Here is a 20,949-nt window from a genome sequence, read left to right on the forward strand (position 1 = left end):
GTCGTATAACCCCTAATTAACAAAATAACAGAGCGAAGTTTATCTTTCGGTATGTTTCGGGGTACGATGATGATGTTCACATTCTCTAAGGGACATGTTATGATTTCACTATCATTTGTGATGTACTCGAATACAAAGATGAATCTATAAAGAAAAGGGAAGAGATCATGAAAAAGAAAATATTACTGACAATCGGAAGTATTATTGTTGTCCTTTTCGCCGCGGGTGGGGGGTATGTTTGGTGGATGTATCATTCGGTTGCAGCCACTGCAGGCAATATGTACGAAACTTCCGGAGGAAAAGGAAATCATCAGGCGGTTTCGCAAAAAAAGGCGATCAGCTTGCTCCTACTTGGTGTCGATGAACGTAAAGGTGATCGCGGTCGTTCCGATACGATGATTGCGACGACCTTGAATCCAACGACGAAAACGATGCAGATGATCTCCATCCCACGTGATACGCGAACAGAGATTGTTGGTCGCGGAACCATTGATAAAATCAATGCGGCGTACGCGTACGGCGGTACGAAAATGGCTGAAGATACTGCAGAGAAATTTATCGGTGATATTCCATTCGACTTCTACATTAAAATTAATATGGAAGGTATGAGTGAACTCGTCAATGCAGTCGGCGGCGTAACCGTAAATAACAAGCTTGACTGGAACGATGAAGGCTACTATAAGAAGGGTTATCACTACGCGCGCGGCAACATTACTCTGGACACAGGGGCAAAAGCGATGGGCTACGTACGGATGCGTCACCTCGACCCTCAAGGAGACTTCGGACGGAATCAGAGACAACGTGATGTGATCATGGCTATTGTAAATAAGATGGCGACTGTTTCATCAGTTTCGCGCTACACTCAGATTCTCAATGCACTTGGTGACAATGTGAAGACAAACCTGACTTTTGACGACATGAAGAATCTTGCGTTTAATTATCGTGACGCGCGGAAGCATTCCATTAATTACGAAGTAAAAGGGCAAGGCCAGAAGATTAATGGAATTTACTATCTTGTCGTCGGATCAGCTGAAAAACAAAGAGTCCATGATATGATTAATGAACAGTTGAATAACTAATTAACGAATCATTGAGTGAAAAAACGGGCGACCTTGAGTACTAGCCAAGGTTGCCCGTTTATAATTTAAATGGATTGTATTAGAGATGTTTACAAGACAACTTCAGTGGTAAAGAATTGCTTCATGTTGCGAATCAATTCGCTGAGATTCTTACTGATCAATAAGTGGTTCAATTCGGCTTTTTCAGCAATACATGACTCACTGCCATGGACAAAGATCGTCAGCCCAGGAAATTCATTCTTGAGCTGCTTCAACAAATCGATAAGGAATGCGTCATGCGCGCAATCGGAACATAAGACAGCTAGATAGTCCGCCTTTTTTCGCAGAATCTGATTGCGAATCATAGCTAGCCCATCAATTACCGGCAGAAAGTCTGTAGTCCATCCGCTGATCGCAAATAGATCGTCCATTAATTTGGTTCGCGTCAATCCGTTAAATGATTCAAGATTAGCGATTACAATTTCACCAATATCGCTGTTTGGAAGTTGATGAAAGACCTTCAGCATTTTCCAGCTGAGCAGTCTTAGCGTCGTAAACGCCGCAACCATGTAATCGGCTGTCATGAATTCTTTTTGAGATAAGCGTTCTTGAATTTCATCTAAAGAGCGTTCGAAAAGTTTGACAAACACATCTTCAATTCGCATACCATCGGAAAGCGCGTCGAGACAATCAACCGCTTTGACACTGTCCCCGTCAATCAAATAATTGATGTAATCACTCCATATTTGTTTTGCCTGCGTGAGTACCTCATGGCTGTCCCAACTGGTGATCGTTTTGACAGTTAACGAAAGGTCACTGGGCAGTTGTATGATTTTGCCGCTTTTCTCAAGTCGTATACGGGGCAAGATATCCGATCCTGAGGGATTGTTCAGAATGACGCCCTCCTCACCGGTAGACAGCAGCACTCGTGTTGCAGATGGAAATATATGTATGAAATTGATAAATGAATAGCAAATCTTTATGTCAAATAAATGGTTATTGCAACTGTCATTCAGAATAATTTGCATTGCTTTAGTTGTGTGCATCGGCTTTCGATAGGAACGATTTAAGGTCAAAGCAGAATAGACATCGACGATCATCATTAATTTTAAATCACGATCATTTGGCTTCACACGTAAATGATCCGGATACCCGCTTCCGTTAATCCGTTCGTGGTGAGAGCGAACGACTCGGCATGTTTCTTCTGGAAAATTCATTCGTTTGAGTAAGTCATAACCGTCAACGGTATGCAAAGTGATTTTCTCATATTCTCGTTGTGTCAATTTCCCGGTTTTTAATAGTATTTCATTCGGTGTATACAGTTTACCGATGTCATGCAGCAAACAACCAAGAATAAAATCCTGACTTACATGCCAATGCATATGTCTGTAAAAGAGGCTGGTTAGTACAAATACATCAAGTGAATGGATGTAACAGACAGGATCCCATTGCTTCAGACAGTCTAAGAGAAACCGGACTGTTGGATTGGAAAAATACTTTAAATAGAGAGCGTGAAGCCATCGATACGAGTCTTCGGAATGTAAAATTCTACCGCAACGGAGCTCATCGGCGATCTGTGTCATCTCATTTTGAAATCGTTCAGTAAGCTCCTTTCGTTTATGAGGCGTCATTTTTGACATCGGTGTGTAGGTATTCCGAAATGGCGCAATTGGAGGGGCATCGAAGATTGTGACAGAAAGAACACCTCTCCTTTTCAGATAACTGATTAATTCAGATGTAATCAGCATCCCGGTTCGGTAGAGCACAGAGGACTTGATATATATGTCCTTGGCTAGAATGCTTCCTTCCTTCAAGTTTTCCAGTGGTACGACTGTTGACATAAGAGTCATTCACTCCGTTCGATAACTCCCGATTAATTTTGCAAATCCTTCGTGCTGCGTAAATCGATTTAGTTAGTTTGATGGGGGGATGACTCCCAATGAATAAGTAGAACTACGTTTTTTTTTTTTTTTTTCATTTTTTTGAAAATAAATCGCTTTTATCATTGTATCAAGGGTTGTTAAAAAACGGAAGTAAAAAATGAAAGCAGTTTATCCAAATGATTCTTTCGGTGAAAATCAGATGAGGCTATTCACTAGCATTTATAAACGACAAATGTAGGTATAAACTCCTAGATCAATTAACATTATTCATAGGTCTGCCGCATTGAATTTAAGAAATCTCTTTAACTATTCAAGAAAACTGCCGATAAAAATTGAGAATGGTATTAGAGCAGCGGAAAGGGTTGACTTACATGGATGTGGCAACAGTCATCGGCTTGCTGGTCGGATTGCTTTCTTTGATTTTTGGTTTTCTGATGGAAGGCGGCGAACTAATCGCGCTTTTGAAAATTACCGCCTTCTTAATTGTGTTTGGTGGGACATTTGGCGCAGTTATTGTCAGCTTCCCGGGAAAGATTTTGGCCAAGGCCCCGTTTATTTTGAAATATGCGTTTGTTAAACCGAAAGAGCGTCCAAGCGATACAATCATTAAGCTTATTGATCTTGCAAATATCTCAAGGCGCGAAGGTTTGCTTGCTTTGGAAGGTGAACAGAGCAACTTCCAGAATGATTCGTTTATGTCAAATGGCATTCAGATGGTTGTCGATGGAGTAGATTCTGATGTTATCGACGACATACTGAATCGTGATATAGAACTCTACGAACAAAAGATCCTGTCGATTGCGCGAATGTTTGAATCAGCCGGAGGTTATGCGCCTACGATGGGCATCATCGGGACAGTAATGGGACTTGTCCATGTTTTGGGCAGTTTGGAAGACGCAGCGGCACTTGGTCCTGCGATCGCCGTCGCTTTTATTGCCACACTTTATGGGGTAGGGAGCGCAAACGTCATCTACTTACCGATCTTTACGAAGATTAAGAACAATTTGGCGAGTGAGATTATGATCCGTCAGTTAAAAACCGAGGGAATTCTATCCATACAATACGGCGAGAGTACAATGATTTTGAAGAAAAAGCTCTACGCTTTTCTGACTGAGAAAGAGTGCCAGGATGTGGAACAGGCGCTTAGCGGCGGCAATAAGGGAACCGATACCAATCGCCAGTTTCAAGAAGCGGGGCAGTCATCATGAGTCGGCATAGAAGAAAGCGTTATGCAAGACACGAAGAAGAGAGTGGCGGCAACTCAGAACGTTGGCTTGTAACGTATTCCGACTTGATTACCCTATTACTTGTTTTCTTTATCGTCATGTTTTCGATGAGCAGCATTGAAAATCAAAAATTTAATGCACTTGTTTCATCGTTGAAATCTTCTTTTCAAGGAGATTCGATTCTTCAGGGGATAGGCTATCCAAGTGCGGATAAGGGGCAAACAAAGCCCAGCGTTCCTTTAGTTAAGAAGTCACAGTCAATCAGTGATTCGGAAAAACAAAAGGATAAGAAGAAACTGGACGCGCTCTATGTTCAATTAGATAAATATATCAAAGACAATCACTTAAGTCCGGACGTATCGCTTACGGAGACGCAGCGAGGGGTTCAGCTAACATTCCGTGAAAGCATCTTGTTTGATCTTGGAAAAGCAAACCTTAGAGGAAATGCGAAGGCGGTACTGGGCCGAATCGGTAATATTTTAAAAAGTGTGCCTAATGATATCAGTATTGAAGGACATACCGATAATACACCATTCAGGAACAAGAGTTCAGCTATTCGCTCCAACTGGGAATTATCCGGTCTTCGCGCGCAAACAGTGATGAATTATTTGATCAAAAAGGACGATCTTATCCCACAAAGAATGCACTTTGTAGGATACGGTGAGTACAAACCGATTGTGAAAAACGATACACCGACGCACAAAGCGATGAACAGACGTGTGAATATTGTCATTATCCGTGAGGAAAAGAAGATTGATTCCGAGTGATTCGTGTTGAAAAAGCATTGATTCAGTTGATAAATGATTGCATCTTGTAGGGCTAACCGATATATTAGATACATGAGCAATTTCTATCGTATATCATTGTATCGATTTGAGGGTGTGCTGATTTGAAAAAATTTTGGTTGATTTTAGTTGCTGTGCTTTGTCTTGCGAGTGTGTTTGGAGGCAAGCTGTACTGGAATCATAAACTAAATCAAGTGAAGGCAGCGAGCAGTCTGCAAGATCAAGATCTTTCTGGCACTGACACCGCAGATTCAGACGTATCAGATAACGCCATTACCAAGAGAATTGCGAAGCTTCCAAAAGTATTGCGTCAGGCTGCAACCGAGGCCAATAAGAAAAACGGACAAGTCCGAATAGTTTTGGTCGGAAGTGACAGCGAGCAGGTCTTGGCACTTTTGCTGCAAAAGAAACTGGACGATGTTTATGGAGAGTCATTTTTTAAAGTATCGGCACAAGACTTGGGGAAGACCAACTCACTAACGTTAAACAAGGCGAAAATAAAAGACTTGATGCAAAGTGTTGATGGCAGCCCGGATCTTGTGGTTTATACCCCGCTTCTCTATAACGATGATCGGCAGGTCAGCACCGAAGATACGGAAACCATCGTCACTCTTTTTTCGGAAAAGGTAAAGATTACGTATCCAAAAGCTGCATTCCTTGTTTCCTTACCGAACTATTCATCTCAGAAGCCGTATATGAATGATCGTATTGATGATTTGAAAACATATGTTGAAAAGCAGAAAATCGATGTACTCAATTATTTAGCAAAATGGCCCAAGGGAGCCAGACGAGCAGATGTCGTAGGCGACGATGGGCAAACAATGAACACAGCTGGACGAAAAATTTGGATTGATTACATAAGCAATCAGTGGGGCTTAGATTAAGTAGAATGAAAATGAATCACGTGAAACCGGTCGCTGGCGCGTACCGGTTTTTCTATGTGCGCCCGGCATGGACGACAGCTAGGCGGTGAAAGTCCGCTACAGGCTTGGCAGTAGGAACTGTTAGCCAAAGGCAAGGGTGTCCACCGTGAGGTGGAATCTGAAGGAAGCCGGAGGCAAACTTCTGGGCTGATGAACAAGAACTGCATACTAAGGCTGAATAGAGACGGATAAGCCTGCGTAACAAGGTGAAGTCCAATACTGCCCGAATCTCAAACAGTATATGCAGCAGCCACATGGAAGGAAAGCGGTCGTTCTTACCCGGGGAGATCTTACAGGGGCCTCCGACAAGAGGAAAGAAAATTTCCACAGAAGCAACCGAGCCAGTGATGGTTTGGTGAACTGTAAGAAGTCAGCAGAAGCCATAGTAGTCCGACAGGACGAAGGGCTGAACAATAGTAATCTTGGAAGCAGCGGAGGTGTGAGTCATGCGACAATCACAGACAACATCAAAAGATGGCTATCTATCGAAGAATAGGATGGAATCCGAAGGTACGGTAGAAGTGTGCAGTACGACTCACGGTGAAACTGAAAGAAGAGATGGTGTGCATGATCTCATCACGAGAATCACCGACCGAATGAACTTAAATCGAGCCTATAAGCGTGTTAAGGCGAATAAAGGATCAGCCGGAATTGATGGAATGACCGTTGATGAACTCTTTCCCTTTCTCATGCGAAATAGGGATGAGCTTATCCAACAGATCACGAATGGCTCGTACGAGCCACAACCGGTAAAACGTGTGGAAATTCCCAAACCCGATGGATCAAAAAGAAACCTTGGCGTTCCGACTGTTTGTGACCGACTGGTGCAACAAGCGATCCTTCAAGTGATGGAACGAATCGTTGATCCGACGTTCTCAGACAACAGCTTTGGCTTCCGCCCGCACCGCAGTGCCCATAACGCAATGAAACGCGTCAAGGCTTACTACGAAGCAGGATATAGATATGCGGTGGATCTTGATTTAAAAGCCTACTTTGACACAGTGAATCATGATCAGTTGATGTATTGCGTGGAAAAACGGATTAAGGACAAAATCGTCCTTCAACTCATTCGCAAGTTCCTGCGCAGTGGTGTGCATACGAATGGAAAGGTTGTACCGACCGAGGCCGGTGTTCCCCAGGGGGGGAATCTCTCGCCCATTCTAGGCAACATTTATCTTGATCAACTGGACAAGGAACTGGAACGAAGAGGACATAAGTTTGTTCGCTATGCCGACGACTGTACGATCTACGTCAAAAGCAGAAGAGCGGGCGAACGAGTCATGAAGAGCATCACCACCTTTCTGGAAGATAAACTGAAACTAACCGTCAATCGGGAGAAAACTCAGGTCGGCAGCCCAACGAAACTTAAATTTCTTGGATTCTGCCTGCACACGACCAAGCAGGGATTGGGATTTCGCCCCCACATCAAGTCGAAAAAGCGCTTTGAGCGAAAGCTCAAACAACTGACGAAAAGAAGCCGAAGCGGTAACATCCGTGGGATCGTTAAAGAAATTAATGAAGTAACCACAGGATGGATCAACTACTATGGCATAAGCTATATGAAGAGCTATATTCGGCATATTGATCAGTGGCTCCGGCGAAGAATTCGCCAGATCATTTGGAAACGTTGGAAGAAAGTCAAGACGAGATATAAAAGTCTCATGAAACTTAACGTTCCAAAACCAAAAGCATGGGAATGGGCAAATACACGAAAAGGCTACTGGCGCATCGCCTGTAGCCATATCTTACATCGGTCGATCACAAACAAAATACTCGAACAGGTGGGACTCAAAAATCTAGTCCATCTGTTCGAGCATGTACACTTAAGCTATTGAACCGCCGTATACGGACCCGTACGTACGGTGGTGTGAGAGGTCGGAGAAATTATCTCCTCCTACTCGATGCGCTAATAAAGAGCACATTAGCGAGAACGGTATACAGGAAAACAGCCGCAGACTTTTAATTCAACTTGGTCTGCGGCTGCTTACAGCCAGTCGATTTACTTATGAGCGAGCTGCCAAACGCGTGCGATGTTCGATGAGGTGCGGATTAGATTTGCTCTCGCATCTTTTAATGCCTGATCGAGCGGAATCGCGCCGGGTACAATTGAAAAAAGCGCGTCAATCCCATGAGCGTAGACAGCGTCACAACCATCAGCCAATGCTCCGGCAAGCGCGATCACCGGAATATGCTGCTGTTTGGCACACCGCGCGACACCGATCGGCGTTTTTCCATAAATCGTTTGACCATCAATCTTTCCTTCACCGGTAATGACCAGTGCGGCATTGGATAGCTTCCGCTCAAGTCCGGATTCTTTAATGACTAAATTAATACCGGGACGAATGCTGCTGTTCAAGAAGAAGAGAGTGCCGGCTCCCAAGCCTCCCGCGGCTCCGCTTCCGGATACCTGGTCGATATCGGTGTTAAAGTCACGCATAACAATTTCTGCGAATCGTTTTAGAGCCTGATCTAATTCTGCGACATCATGGCGAGAAGCACCTTTTTGAGGTCCGAACACAGCCGATGCGCCTTTCGTTCCGGTCAGCGGATTTGTGACATCGGTTGCCGCCTCAAACCGCACATTTTTTATTCGCGAATCAAGTTTGGTCAGATCAATTGAATTTAAATGACTTAATGCCGCACCGCCCCTGGGCAACTCATTCCCGTCACGATCAAGAAGGCGCGCGCCAAGTGCTTGTGCCATGCCGCATCCGCCGTCATTGGTCGCGCTTCCGCCTAAGCCAAGAATCATGTGTCTGGCGCCGTGATCCATGGCGGAACGAATTAACTCGCCAACGCCGTATGTGGTTGCTGTGAGCGGATCACGTTCTTCAGGCTTAGTATGCTCAATGCCTGAGGCGGCGGCCATCTCGATTACCGCCGTGCGACCGTTGTTGACCAATCCATAAAAGGCGGTGAGTGGACTTCCTAGCGGACCGGTTACCGTTTGTTCCACGATTTCTCCCTGTAGAGCATCGACGAGTGAGCGAACGGTTCCTTCACCACCATCGGCCATCGGCACAAGTTCATAGTCGGCATCAGGCCATACATGCATGAGTCCTTCCTGAATGGCTTGAGCAGCCTCAAGTGCGGTTAAACTTTCTTTAAATGAATCGGGTGCGATGACAATTTTTCGTTGATTCATCTTGTGTTCATCCTTTTGACTAAGCGCTTTTTCTTTATTGTATCAGATTCAATGGTACAGGCGATGCCGCGTCCCATTTATTTCCGGGGAAATGACAAAATACGGCTCTCATCGACAAAGAAAAAGAGATTCCGTTGAATACCTGGAATCTCTTTTTCTAGCTGCTCATTTAAGATTTTTATTATTTTCCGCCATGAACCTTTCAATCTCATCGGTCGTTCGCGGTAACCCGGTGGTGAGTACTTCTGAGCCATTTTCTGTAATGAGAATGTCGTCTTCAATTCTGATGCCGATACTTTCTTCGGGAATGTAGAGTCCGGGTTCATTGGTGATTAGTTCGCCCGGAACCAACTTCATATCTCGGTACGGACCCACATCATGTGTATCCAAACCAAGTGAATGGCTGACACCGTGGAAGTAGTATTTGCGTAATTCTTCAGGCGTTTTAATCAGATTAATTTTCATCAATTCTTCTGTATAAAATTTGATCGTGAATTCATTCAGTGCTTTGAACGCAAGTCCGGGTTTCGCCATTTTCGTGATTTCCTGATTGCAACGGAGCACAATATCATAAATTGTTTTTTGACGCGGCGTGAACTTGCCGTTGACAGGAAAGGTGTAACTGATGTCGCCGTTGTAGTACTTGTGTTGTGCGCCGAGATCGAGAAGGACGAGGCTGCCGTCTTCAGCTGTTCCTGTATTTGCGGAGTAGTGGAGAACGGTTCCGTTAAAGCCGCTGGCGAGAATGGTCGGGAAAGCGAATTCCGTACAGCCGCGACTCTTTAAAACAAAGTTAAAGTAAGCTTCCAATTCATATTCTCTCATGCCCGGTTTCGCGCTTGCGAGAACGTGCTTAATTCCGTCCGCAGTGATTTTGCCGGCTTCGCGGGTCAGCTCAATTTCTTCAGCTGATTTAACAACACGGAACTTGCAAATGACTGGATATAAATTGTGGATCGTCAAGTATGGGTAAGTGACAGCGGCCTCCGCTGCGAATTTATTGGACGGTTTTGCCGGAAATTCCCATGATTTCGCTTCGAGATCCAGGTGCAGATGCATGTAAACACGGCTGTCCATCTGAGACCGTACATAGCTTTCAAATTTATCGAGCAGCTCGATGTTTTCAACACCTGACGCATCGCGCGCCTGATCGGGTGTAATGGTTTCGCCAACCCATCGGGCCATCCAAGGATCGGCGCGTTCAATAAACAGTGTTTCTTCAACTTTTCCACCGAACTTAGCAGCAACGAAAATCACTTTAGGTTCGATGATGCCTGTCATATAATAAAAATTGCGATTCGGATAAAATGGATAGCTTTCGTCTGCTGACTGGTGTGCTGCTTCTCCGGCGAAAAGCACGGTGAGGGACTGATCCTCCAATGTTTCATAAAGCTTCTTGCGATTCCGGATAAAAAAACTTTTGTCCATGAGGATCCTTCTTTCATTAATAATAGTCGCCTATAATTCTATCATTATCGTGAGAGGAAGTCGCCTGATGACCGATCACTGAAAATAAAAATGGTCATTTTCGATGATCATGTCTCCATTTCAAACCAATCACCTTCATAAAAAATTGCGCATGACCAACAACGTTGCGTTTCCACATTCTTCGAGGTTCCAGAGCCATACGAAACAACCATTCAAGATTGAGTTGACGCATCACTTTTGGCGCTCGCGGCTTCGTTCCGGATGCGAAATCGATAAATCCGCCGACGGCAATACGCGCCAATGGTTTCAACACGTCGGAATTTCGATCAATAAATTTTTCTTGCAGCGGCATTCCCATTCCGACGAGCAGAACGTCGGCACCCGAGCGGTTGATTATTTCAACGATTTCTTGGCTTGAAGTAAAGTAACCGCTATGGGCGCCGGCGATGGTTAACATGGGATGCTGTTCCTTTAATTTTTGTGCTGACTTCTGCGCATTTTCTTTCGTCGAACCGAGTAAATAAATTGACCAGTTATTTTCCGCGCATTCGCCGAGAAGCAGGGGAATAAGGTCTGTCCCATTTAGATTTTCCTCGAGAGTAACTCCCCACAGCTTCGCACCTAATTTAATACCGATACCGTCGTTAAGCAAGTAGTCGGCACGGTTCAGCACCGACGCGTAGTCGTGATCCTTTTGCGCAATATTAAATCCGTGATCATTAAGAAAATAGAGGTTCATGGATTGGTGATCCGCAAGACTGTCGGTGAACACAGTCACAAATTCTTGTTTTGTCTGAAAATCATTCATGTAGATGGTGCCCACTTGTTTTTTTTCTGTCATCAAAATTCATCCTTATAATGAAGCGATTATAATTTATTTTGCCTTCTTGTGTGTTGTTTTATCCTACAAGAGCTTTCAGTTGCTTCTTTGAATCATCAAAAAAATACCGAATTTGGTGTCTAATGCTTTTAATATTGTAAACTAATTTTAACGGATTGTGTTGATTGTTGAGATATTGTTAAGTTACCAGTGGCATTGTTTTTACAATGTGGTATAATTCCGTATAAGAAAGTTTAAGTTTACTATTCTTGTATCGAACGCAAATCCGAATTTATTATAAAGGGCGGGCTGAAATGATGGTCTATGTGACGTTCATTATTTGTTTTCTTGCTGCGGTTGCTTTGACACCTTTAGTTAGGAAACTGGCAATTCGTATTGGCGCGACTGATCTGCCGAACGCCCGCAAAGTACACAAAAAAATCATGCCGCGCATGGGCGGTTTAGCAATTTATTTAGCTTTTATCATTGGTATGCTGATTATGTGGCCGGACAGCAGCTTTACACTTCCGCTGATTATCGGCAGTGTCATTATTATTCTCACAGGTGTTTTGGACGACATGTATTCATTGTCTCCAAGAGTAAAAATGGTGGCTCACTTTTTCGCCGCGTTAGTAATTGTTCATAGCGGAATCAGCGTTGAATTTATTAATCTTCCCTTTAATGGGATTCTGCATTTGTACTGGCTTAGCATTCCGCTTACCTTGTTGTGGATTATGGGAATTACAAATGCCATCAATTTGATCGATGGACTGGATGGACTTGCTGTCGGCGTTTCGAGTATTGTGCTTCTCACGATTGCCGGATTGTCTCTGACAGAGGGCAACTTGTTTGTTTTCACTGTCAGCGCGATTCTTCTTGGCAGCACATTAGGTTTTTTGCCTTACAATTTTCATCCGGCAAAAATTTTCATGGGTGATACGGGAAGTTATTTCTTGGGTTACGTTATTTCCGTACTCGCTTTGCTTGGCTTTAAGAACGTGACTTTGTTCTCGCTGGTTGTTCCAATTATTATTTTGGCGGTTCCAATCTCGGACACATTGTTCGCGATCATTCGCCGATTGGTCAACAGAAGACCGTTAACTGCGCCGGACAAGTCGCACCTGCATCACTGTCTGCTTCGTTACGGATTCTCTCAAAGCCAAACCGTTGTTCTGATCTATGGTATGAGTGCGATGTTCGCATTGGCGGCGATCGTCTTCTCGACATCAACTTTGCTTGGCTCAATGATTATCATCATAGGTGTCATGCTGATGATCGAGTTGGTCGTTGAAACTGTTGGACTTGTGAGTGCCAATTACAAACCGCTGTTGAACACGTACAAGCGGCTCCTTAGCTTTGCTAAGGTTAAATGATAATTAGAGTTGAATAAGAAAGAGATCAGTTAAAAAGAACCGTGAAGTGGTTACAATGAGCCGCTCCACGGTTTTTGCGTTAATTATATATGAATAGTAACAAGTTGTGAACGCAACTTAATGAGTTATCCGATGTATGTAGGGATTTCCAAGAGAATTGACGCGGCAGGAACGCATGCGGACAAGGCTTCCGAGACTGTAGACGTTGGTGCAGAATCGATGAAGTGATGGAACAAATGACTGAGGGTATAGATCAAATGACACAGATGATTGGAACTGCTGATGAAAGCACAGAAAGGTGGCAGCCGCAACCGAGCAGCAATCTGCTGAGGGCGCATGACAGCATAACCGATTTTTACACCGGCCATATGAATCAGGAGGTTTGCAAAGTGAAACCAACTTGGAAAAAGGCAACAAGAAAGGACCTTGCTTCGGAAACTATATAGAAGTAAGGTCCTTTAATTTTTCTAGTGTTTATTACGTATTACTTTATTTCATTGATTGCTCGTTCCGGACGAGTCGGTGGCAAGTCCGGAATCATCAGTAGTTGGAGCACTTGAAGAGGATTCGTCACTGGTTGATTCGCTGCTGCTTCCGGCGATTGACTTGTAATTTAGTTGCTCCTTGAGCTCAGAACGCACTTTGTTCAAATAATTATCATCGAGCGCGTAATAGTAAATGCCGGTGCTCATATCATCGGATCCCTTCAACTGCAACGATTTAATTTCAGAGAGCGAGCCTGCATATTTTCGTAGACTGAGCAATTGCCCGAATGTCAAGTTCGTCTCGAAGTTTTTGTCGAGTGAATCAATTACATTACTGTATTTTGTCACTGAAGAGAGCTTTGCGCTTTTCTTAACGATCGCTTCAATCATGGCCATTTGTCGTTTCCCACGTCCGAAATCACCTCCGGAACCCGGCGATTTGCGGTTTCGAACCAGTGAAAGAGCCTGTTCACCGTTAAGCAACTGTTTCCCAGGCTTAAGAACAATAGCGTCTTTGCCTGTCTTATCCTTGCTGTTCTGAGTGCGAAGCTTGACCGGAACATTCATTTCGACACCGCCAAGGGCGTTAATGATCTTAATGAATGCATCAAAATCTACTTGAACGTAATAGTCGACGGGAACCTGGAATAGGTTCTCAACTGTAGCAATTGTGTAATCCGCGCCTTGGTTGTTGTTTGCGTCGCCATAAGCGTGTGCGTGCGTGATTTTAGATATGCCATAATTGCGTGTATGAGTCGGGTCGATGATTTGTACTTTTGAGTCGCGCGGAATGCTGACCATGTGCACCTTGTTGGTTGAGTGATTGAAGGTGGCAAAGACCAGTGCATCGGAGCGGCTTGGTTCATTTTTTCGTTTGTCAATTCCCATAAATAAAATAGAAAAATCGTCTTTCACCGGATCGACCTGCTCAGCTCGAAGATCCGATTTGTTCCCGCGAGACAGCTTGTTCTGTGCATGGCTTGTTACGTTTTCAAGTTTCTTCGTTAAGTAATAGCCGTATGCTGCGCCGCTTCCCGCCAGAACAAGAAGAACGGCTAAAATAATCAAAATAATTGCTTTTCGCTTGCCATGCTTTTTTTTCTTTTGGTTTTCTATTCTGCTCAATGCCATCTTCGACGTATTCTCCTTCAGGTTCTCAGTCTTTCACAGATAAGCGCAACTAAGTTTTTGCCTTCGCAAGAAAGCTTGGCGAAGCCAAGCTTTCTAACACTGATAAGAAAGTATAAAAAAATTAAAGATTCAAGGAAACGAGTGTAAGTGGTCCGAAAAAACGCCGCGTCCTGCGGCTCACCGGACACTAGGCCGTCCATGGCCGTCGCAACTAAGGTTTCGCCTTCGCCAGAGGCTTGGCGAAGCCAAGTTTTCTAATAGGTCCATCGTCATGTTTCTTAATAATAGCTTTATTTTACCTAAGTCCACCTATTCCATCAATGTGAAATCCGCGTTTTTTCGGCAAAATTCGCAAAATATCTATGAAATGTGTCGAATGGGTCACTCACCTGGTTGCTGAAACATTAGTCGTACAAACGTAAACTCTTTAGGATGAAATCTTTTCCGATATATAAAGTTCGCGTTGTTTGCGCGTCTGTGCCTGCCCACTTGTCAGATTGGTGATCCATTCACTAAAAATGGGACTGTCCACTTGGCTCGTGTAAATGTCAAAGGTGACCTTGTCACTGTAACTCACATTATTGACGGCGTAATGCGATTCGCGTAGTTTATTTTCCAGCGTGCCGCTCAGATGATAGTCAACGCTAACGCTCCATTGATCGGAAGGTACCTGTCTCACGACTTCCGCAGCGTTGAGACCGTTGCTTGCTGCGTGAGCGTAAGCGCGGATCAATCCGCCGGCACCGAGCTTGATGCCGCCAAAATAACGTGTGACGATAACGAGCACATTGCAAATACCGCGACGCTTCAACACATCAAGCATTGGAACGCCGGCCGTGCCGCTTGGTTCACCATCATCGCTCGCTTTTTGAATTTCTTGTTTCTTTCCTATGATATAGGCAAAACAATTATGATTCGCTTTCCAATGTTCTTTACGAACAATTTGAATCAGCTGATCGGCTTCGCGCTCATCATTGATAGGATAGACAGCACAGATAAATCGAGAACGCTTGATTTCTGTTTCTATAAGTGCATTTTTCTTAACGGTAATGTAAGCATCCAGTGCCATCGTTTGCTCCTTTCTTTAGTTCGGCAATAGTAACATGCGCGACAATTAATGATATAACTTTAAATCTTGCACATTTATTGTCGAAAGTAAAGGCAGTGACTCTCGTCAATTAAAAGGAGAGACAAAAGATGGATGTCCCACTTCATCATTCGACATACATTGGTGTACTTTCGTCGGTAGGCTTAAAAATAGTGTTGACCGGTATATGATTTGTGACCTATTTTCATGGTAACATTTACACTTGCCAATTGTTTGGCGTTAAGAAACAATGGGTATAGAGGGCATAAAACTTATAGAGAATGAAAATGGTGGAGCACATCACTAACTATTAGAAGTGGTATCATGGTGTTAAAAATACCATTTACCAATAAGTTAGTTCTTTTTACCTATACACAGATAGGCATAATGTGGCTAGCACGTATGTAGTTGTTCGGCTACATTTATTATGGAGGGAAATTATGTCAACCAGCAAACCAATAAATGCGGCACTTGATGTCAAGCATCTTGATAAAATTATCAATAGCATGATTGATAATGTGAGCGACAGCAAATCTCAAATTTTCGAGATTGGCGAGGAATCACGTAAAGAGCATGACGCGCTGGTTAAAGAACTCCAACTTGTTAGGCAAGAATTGAAAGGTATTATTGATCGAAGCGACACACTCGAAATCGAAGCGAGAAAGTCGAGAGGCCATTTGGCTGAGATCAGTAGAGCTTTTAATCAGTACGGGGAAGAGGATATCCGTCACGCCTACGAAACAGCGAATTCGATTCAAAACGATCTATCTATTGTTCGCGAAATGGAACGACAGATGAAGAAGAGGCGGAATGAGCTCGAACGCAGACTGGTTCAATTAGAGGCAACCATCCAAAAAGCGGAAACCTTGGTTGGACAAGTTACCGTTGTCCTGAATTACTTAACGAGTGATCTGAAGCAAGTGGGCGAAGTCATCGAAAATGCGAGGGAGCAGCGCGCTTTTGGTCTCAAAGTTATTGAGGCGGTTGAAGAAGAGCGAAAGAGGCTGTCGCGTGAGATTCATGATGGTCCTGCCCAAACCCTTGCACAGGTGCTGCTCGGTCTTGACGTAGTGGAACGCGTCGGTCAAAAAGAGGGAATGGAAGCCTCGCACGCAGAGCTGCAAAAATACAGAGTAATGGTACAAGGCGCTTTAGCTGAGGTTCGCAGGATTATCTATGATCTGCGCCCAATGAGTCTTGATGATTTGGGCCTTGTTCCAACACTCCAGAAATATCTTCATCGCGTGAATGGAGAATATCCTCACATGCGTATTGAATTCAGCAGCATTGGCAAAGAGAAAAGGTTGCAATCAAAAATTGAAGCCGCTTTATTCAGGCTGATTCAGGAGGCACTGCAGAATGCCTGCATTCACGCGAAACCCTCGCAGATCAGCATCAGGGTCGAATACAGAGAAAATAAAGTGCTCATCTTGGTTGCAGATGACGGCATTGGCTTCGATCTGTCCGTGAAGAAGGAAGGAAGTTACGGCCTAATCGGCATGAAGGAACGCGCTGAACTTCTGAATGGAGAACTAATCATCCATTCGGAGCTTGGTCACGGAACTAAGGTGTTGATTCACATACCCATTCAGAAGGAAGACGAGCTTGACTAAAGTAAAAAATGATATGGCGAATCCCGCGTCCTATCCTTATTCGACAGAGTAAAAGAGAGGTGAAAAACTGCTGCGGCATGGGATATACGAATCATGAGCGATGTCTATCGGTGCTTAATCCGGTACTTTATTCGATCTTTGTTTATTGGAATCCTTTTTTGCCTGGGATTGCGATACCTATAGATTATCGAATCGGTTCGCTTGTCTTGCAGCAGAAATTAACGTGACAAATGTGAGACCGAAAGTTACAACCATTGCTTTGATTGACGATCATCGCCTTTTTCGTGAAGGTGTGAAGAGAATTTTGGATATGGAAACTGATTTTGAAGTTGTCGCGGAAGGAGACGACGGCAGTACCGCAGAACGATTGATCGAGGAAGCTGATCCCGATGTTGTATTGATGGATATCAATATGCCAAAACTGAATGGTGTTGAGGCGACAAGGCAATTGATTAAAAATCATCCGGGTCTTAAGGTCATCATTCTGTCCATTCATGACGACGAGAGTTATGTAACACATGTACTGAAGTCTGGCGCTCTTGGCTATTTATTAAAGGAAATGGATGCCGATTCAATGATTGATGCTGTCCGTATCGTCGCGCAAGGCGGTGCCTACATCCATCCGAAGGTGACCCATAATTTGGTCAATGAATTCCGCCGCCTCGCAACTCAAGGCTATTCAACTGAGCCCTCCGGATTCCGCGATCTTGAATACCGGCCGCCGCTACATATTCTCACGCACCGCGAATGCGAGGTGCTGCAGCTGATGGCGGACGGTAAGAGCAATCGGGCAATTGGCGAGCATCTCTATATCAGCGAGAAGACAGTTAAGAACCACGTCAGCAACATCTTGCAGAAAATGAGCGTGGAAGACCGTACGCAGGCCGTTGTTGAGGCGATTAAGAACGGTTGGGTAAAAATTTATTAAGAAGTACTAGTGGGCCGCATGGTTATCATGCGACTCTATTTTTTTTTGAGGATCGAAAAGTTGAACCGAACACGATCAAAGTCGAACCGAAGCATCGAAAAGTTGAACCGAACGCGACCGAAGTTGAACCCAAGAGAGGAAAAGTCGAACCGAAGACTCGAAGTTGAACCGAAGCATCGGAAAGTCGAACCGAATGCGACCAAAGTCGAACCGAATGCGACCAAAGTCGAACCCAAGAGAGGAAAAGTCGAACCGAAGAGCGGAAGTTGAACTGAACCATCGGAAAGTCGAACCGAACACGATCAAAGTTGAACCGAAGACCCGAAGTCGAACCGAACACGATCAAAGTCGAACCCAAGAGAGGAAAAGTCGAACCGAAGACTCGAAGTTGAACCTAACCATCGGAAAGTTGAACCGAATGCGACCAAAGTCGAACTCAAGAGAGGAGAAGTCGTAACGAATTTCCAGACTCGTAACGAACCGAAGGAAAATCGTAACGAAAGAGCTCAAAATCGTAACGAAGTCACCTAAATTCGTAACGAATTTGCTGCACACTCCGTCTCTACTGTTCACTAAGTTTAAGTTTCTCTTCAATTAGAAAGCATCAGGCGCTTTTTGCCCGAATTTTCTGTACCGTGGAAGATATCAAAATTTTTTCTCAATGAATGAAGGATATAATCGATTATTGTCGAAATGATTATCTATACCATTTCTATCCACTACGCATGACACCATCATTTGCCCCATCGCATATTCCTTTGAACACACTGTCACTTATGTCAAGGCGCCATCCCCACTCATTCTCCGAAAGAAGGTTTGCCAATGCTTCTGCTTTCCCGCAAAAATGACTATTTTCCCAGCTATCATCTCGACATGCAGCGCTTTTTATTTGGAAGAGAGTTCCGTGCTGAGGAGCTGCCCTTTTCTGATAAAGTCCTCAAAGAGCATGTAAAGAATGGGTATGTCGCTGTCCGCCCTGGAATCGAGTCACTGAATGATAACATTTTCGATCTGTTGTCCGGTCGAAAGAAATGGCTATGCGCACGCTGCGGTAATCGCGATCAAGAGGCATTCGCAACCTGCGCATGCAGTCATTGCCGAAAAAAATGTGTCTACTGCCGCCATTGTCTCACTATGGGGATCGTGCGCTCATGTACCAAGCTCGTAACATGGATTGGACCTGAGCCTGAATCATGGACCTGTTCCACTGGCAATGATGTACAGCTTTGCACATGGGACGGCCGTTTGTCGAACGATCAGAACGCGGCAGCGGAAGCGCTGGATCAGGCACTGACAGCACGGGAATCATTCCTGATCTGGGCAGTTACCGGAGCGGGAAAGACCGAGATTATGTACCAAGCGATCGAACATCAGCTGAAGAAAGGAAAGCACATAGTTCTTGCGACACCACGCACGGATGTCGTTCGCGAATTATTGCCGCGTATGCGCGCGGCGTTCCCAAGCGTTCCGATAAGCGGCCTCTATGCGGGAAGCGACGATGTGCGAGCTGAAGCTCCTCTTGTTCTTTCAACTGCGCATCAGCTCATTCGCTATTCAAAATGCTTTGATTGTGTATTTATTGATGAAGTTGATGCGTTCCCTTTTCACTTTGATCCGATGCTGGAATTTGCGGTTCGGAAAGCCGCCAAACCCGGCGCGCCGTTCGCCTATCTATCCGCTACACCGCCGGCAGCCTTAAGAAGCGCTTATTTGTCCGGGAATCTGCGCGGCGTTAAGCTTTCAAGACGCTATCATGGACACCCGCTGCCTGTACCCCGATTCCATTGGATCGGCGGCTGGCTGCGAGCGATTCAGAAAGGACAATTGCCCGCACCGCTTCGCGTGTGGCTGACGGAAAAAATGGAACAAAAACGGCAAGTGTTCGTGTTTGTTCCATCGGTCACGTTATCGCGGGATCTGACAGAAATTTTACAAAGAGAAGCTTTTGACCGAACTGTTGGCGTTCATGCTGAAGATCCGCATCGCCACACGAAGGTCGCCGATTTTCGTAATGGGAAAATTAACATTCTTGTGACCACAACGATCCTTGAGCGCGGCGTCACAGTTCCCGGTGTTGAGGTATGTGTTGTCGGAGCAGATGATCCTGTTTTTGACGAATGCGCGCTCGTTCAGATTTCGGGACGTGTCGGTCGATCTGCGGAATACCCCGCTGGTGACCTTGTCTTTTTTCACAATGGCAAGACACTGGCGATGGTCCGAGCGTTAGGGCAAATTAAGCAAATGAACAAGGAAGGGGCGCTTTGATTGGCACTGTGCTTGTTCTGCAAGGCCGAGCGTTGTGAACCGCTGACCTTTCGCACGCTCCTCTCTCCGGAAACTGAAACAGGATTTTGTTCCGCGTGTCGTGGCAGCCTGAAACGGATCAATCGACGCAATAACTGCCTCTATTGTGGACGAGATCTGTCTTTGCTTGATCAGGAAACAGTACGTGATCGAATATGCCGGGATTGTGTTTGGTGGAGAAAGAGCGGTCGAAACGGGCTGTACGGCAAGAATTACTCTGTGTACAGCTATAATGAATTCATCAAGGAGATAATCAACCAATTTAAGTTTCGTGGTGATTCAATTTTGGCGGACGGGTTTACGTGTGAACTGAGGAAGACTTTCCAATGGATTAAAAAGGAGCATGGCACACGCACCGCCTTTCGTTTATCGGACAAAACGGATGCATCATTTATCATCGTGCCGATACCGCTAAGCGCCGCGCGGTTGGCAGAACGCGGCTTTAATCAAGCAGAAGTGCTGGCTGAGAAAATGGGGGCTCCTGTCACGAACGCGCTTGTTCGCGACAAGCATGAACCGAAGCAAAGTAAGAAAAATCGTCGGGAACGCTTAATGGAGCGCGTCACGCCATTTCGAATCAATGCGGACTATGCGTCACTTATTGAGGGGGAAAAAGTGCTGCTGATCGATGACATTTATACTACAGGAGCGACTATACGGCTGGCAGCGGAAGCTTTAGCCAAAGCGAATCCCGTCGAGATCGACTCGCTGACACTCATTCACGGATAAAGAAATAAAAGAAACAGGCTTTGCCATCCTT

The 20,949-nt window shown here is 44.8% G+C and carries 18 protein-coding genes; 12 read left to right on the forward strand and 6 right to left on the reverse strand.

The features are described 5' to 3' along the window. The first annotated feature begins 167 nt into the window (after positions 1-167). Entirely contained in the window at positions 168-1,079 is a 912-nt protein-coding gene (locus ABWW58_RS16105; protein ID WP_353870095.1) for an LCP family glycopolymer transferase, read from the forward strand. 89 nt (positions 1,080-1,168) lie between these two features. Here the strand turns inward: ABWW58_RS16105 and ABWW58_RS16110 are convergent, their stop codons facing one another. After that, positions 1,169-2,899 carry an HD-GYP domain-containing protein gene (locus tag ABWW58_RS16110; protein WP_353870096.1) on the reverse strand — a complete coding sequence of 577 codons (1,731 nt, stop codon included), beginning with the start codon at positions 2,897-2,899 and terminating at the stop codon, positions 1,169-1,171. 413 nt (positions 2,900-3,312) lie between these two features. Between ABWW58_RS16110 and ABWW58_RS16115 the strand changes: the two genes are divergently transcribed. From ABWW58_RS16115 to ltrA, 4 genes are all read left to right on the forward strand, one after another. Next, the gene (locus tag ABWW58_RS16115; protein ID WP_353870097.1) at positions 3,313-4,149 is read left to right on the forward strand and encodes a flagellar motor protein; all 837 of its coding nucleotides are present in this window, start codon (positions 3,313-3,315) and stop codon (positions 4,147-4,149) included. Beyond that, complete coding sequence (locus ABWW58_RS16120; protein WP_353870098.1) at positions 4,146-4,934, forward strand: flagellar motor protein MotB; 789 nt, start codon at positions 4,146-4,148, stop codon at positions 4,932-4,934. Before ABWW58_RS16115 ends, ABWW58_RS16120 begins: the two co-directional genes overlap by 4 nt. 122 nt (positions 4,935-5,056) lie before the next feature. Next, entirely contained in the window at positions 5,057-5,836 is a 780-nt protein-coding gene (locus tag ABWW58_RS16125) for a hypothetical protein (RefSeq protein WP_353870099.1), read from the forward strand. 485 nt (positions 5,837-6,321) lie between these two features. Next, complete coding sequence (gene ltrA, locus ABWW58_RS16130) at positions 6,322-7,710, forward strand: group II intron reverse transcriptase/maturase (protein ID WP_353867335.1); 1,389 nt, start codon at positions 6,322-6,324, stop codon at positions 7,708-7,710. Positions 7,711-7,874: 164 nt separating this feature from the next. Here ltrA and ABWW58_RS16135 read toward each other — a convergent pair whose 3' ends face one another. From ABWW58_RS16135 to ABWW58_RS16145, 3 genes are all read right to left on the reverse strand, one after another. Beyond that, positions 7,875-9,020 (reverse strand): glycerate kinase, encoded by a 1,146-nt coding sequence (locus tag ABWW58_RS16135; protein WP_353870100.1) that lies wholly within the window; start codon positions 9,018-9,020, stop codon positions 7,875-7,877. Between the two features lie 165 nt (positions 9,021-9,185). Beyond that, positions 9,186-10,448: an aminopeptidase P family protein gene (locus tag ABWW58_RS16140; RefSeq protein ID WP_353870101.1), complete on the reverse strand. Its 1,263-nt coding sequence runs from the start codon at positions 10,446-10,448 to the stop codon at positions 9,186-9,188. A gap of 94 nt (positions 10,449-10,542) precedes the next feature. Continuing rightward, a complete protein-coding gene (locus tag ABWW58_RS16145) occupies positions 10,543-11,289 on the reverse strand; it encodes a WecB/TagA/CpsF family glycosyltransferase (RefSeq protein WP_353870102.1) in 747 nt (248 codons plus the stop codon). 296 nt (positions 11,290-11,585) lie between these two features. On the opposite strand from ABWW58_RS16145, the gene ABWW58_RS16150 reads away from it, so the two are divergent. Both ABWW58_RS16150 and ABWW58_RS16155 read left to right on the forward strand, forming a co-directional pair. Continuing rightward, positions 11,586-12,641, forward strand: a complete 1,056-nt coding sequence (locus ABWW58_RS16150; protein ID WP_093673587.1) for a glycosyltransferase family 4 protein — start codon at positions 11,586-11,588, stop codon at positions 12,639-12,641. Between the two features lie 236 nt (positions 12,642-12,877). Then, on the forward strand, positions 12,878-13,087 hold the full coding sequence (locus tag ABWW58_RS16155) for a hypothetical protein (RefSeq protein ID WP_353870103.1): 210 nt from the start codon (positions 12,878-12,880) through the stop codon (positions 13,085-13,087). Positions 13,088-13,135: 48 nt separating this feature from the next. Here the strand turns inward: ABWW58_RS16155 and ABWW58_RS16160 are convergent, their stop codons facing one another. Beyond that, a complete protein-coding gene (locus ABWW58_RS16160; protein ID WP_353870104.1) occupies positions 13,136-14,257 on the reverse strand; it encodes an LCP family protein in 1,122 nt (373 codons plus the stop codon). A 427-nt stretch (positions 14,258-14,684) separates the two neighbouring features. Beyond that, positions 14,685-15,326 carry a YigZ family protein gene (locus ABWW58_RS16165; RefSeq protein WP_353870105.1) on the reverse strand — a complete coding sequence of 214 codons (642 nt, stop codon included), beginning with the start codon at positions 15,324-15,326 and terminating at the stop codon, positions 14,685-14,687. A 458-nt stretch (positions 15,327-15,784) separates the two neighbouring features. Between ABWW58_RS16165 and ABWW58_RS16170 the strand changes: the two genes are divergently transcribed. The 5 genes from ABWW58_RS16170 (at position 15,785) to ABWW58_RS16190 (ending at position 20,918) form a co-directional block, all read left to right on the forward strand. Then, entirely contained in the window at positions 15,785-16,957 is a 1,173-nt protein-coding gene (locus tag ABWW58_RS16170) for a sensor histidine kinase (RefSeq protein ID WP_353870106.1), read from the forward strand. A 223-nt stretch (positions 16,958-17,180) separates the two neighbouring features. Further along, positions 17,181-17,885, forward strand: a complete 705-nt coding sequence (locus tag ABWW58_RS16175; RefSeq protein WP_093673595.1) for a response regulator — start codon at positions 17,181-17,183, stop codon at positions 17,883-17,885. 60 nt (positions 17,886-17,945) lie between these two features. Next, complete coding sequence (locus tag ABWW58_RS16180; protein ID WP_353870107.1) at positions 17,946-18,155, forward strand: hypothetical protein; 210 nt, start codon at positions 17,946-17,948, stop codon at positions 18,153-18,155. A 552-nt stretch (positions 18,156-18,707) separates the two neighbouring features. After that, on the forward strand, positions 18,708-20,150 hold the full coding sequence (locus ABWW58_RS16185) for an ATP-dependent helicase ComFA (RefSeq protein WP_353870108.1): 1,443 nt from the start codon (positions 18,708-18,710) through the stop codon (positions 20,148-20,150). Continuing rightward, positions 20,151-20,918, forward strand: coding sequence for a ComF family protein (locus tag ABWW58_RS16190; protein ID WP_353870109.1), 768 nt, complete (start codon positions 20,151-20,153; stop codon positions 20,916-20,918). The last annotated feature ends 31 nt before the right edge of the window (positions 20,919-20,949 follow it).

The sequence above is a fragment of the Sporolactobacillus caesalpiniae genome (assembly GCF_040513385.1).
In the GTDB taxonomy this organism is placed as follows: Bacteria; Bacillota; Bacilli; order Bacillales; family Sporolactobacillaceae; genus Sporolactobacillus.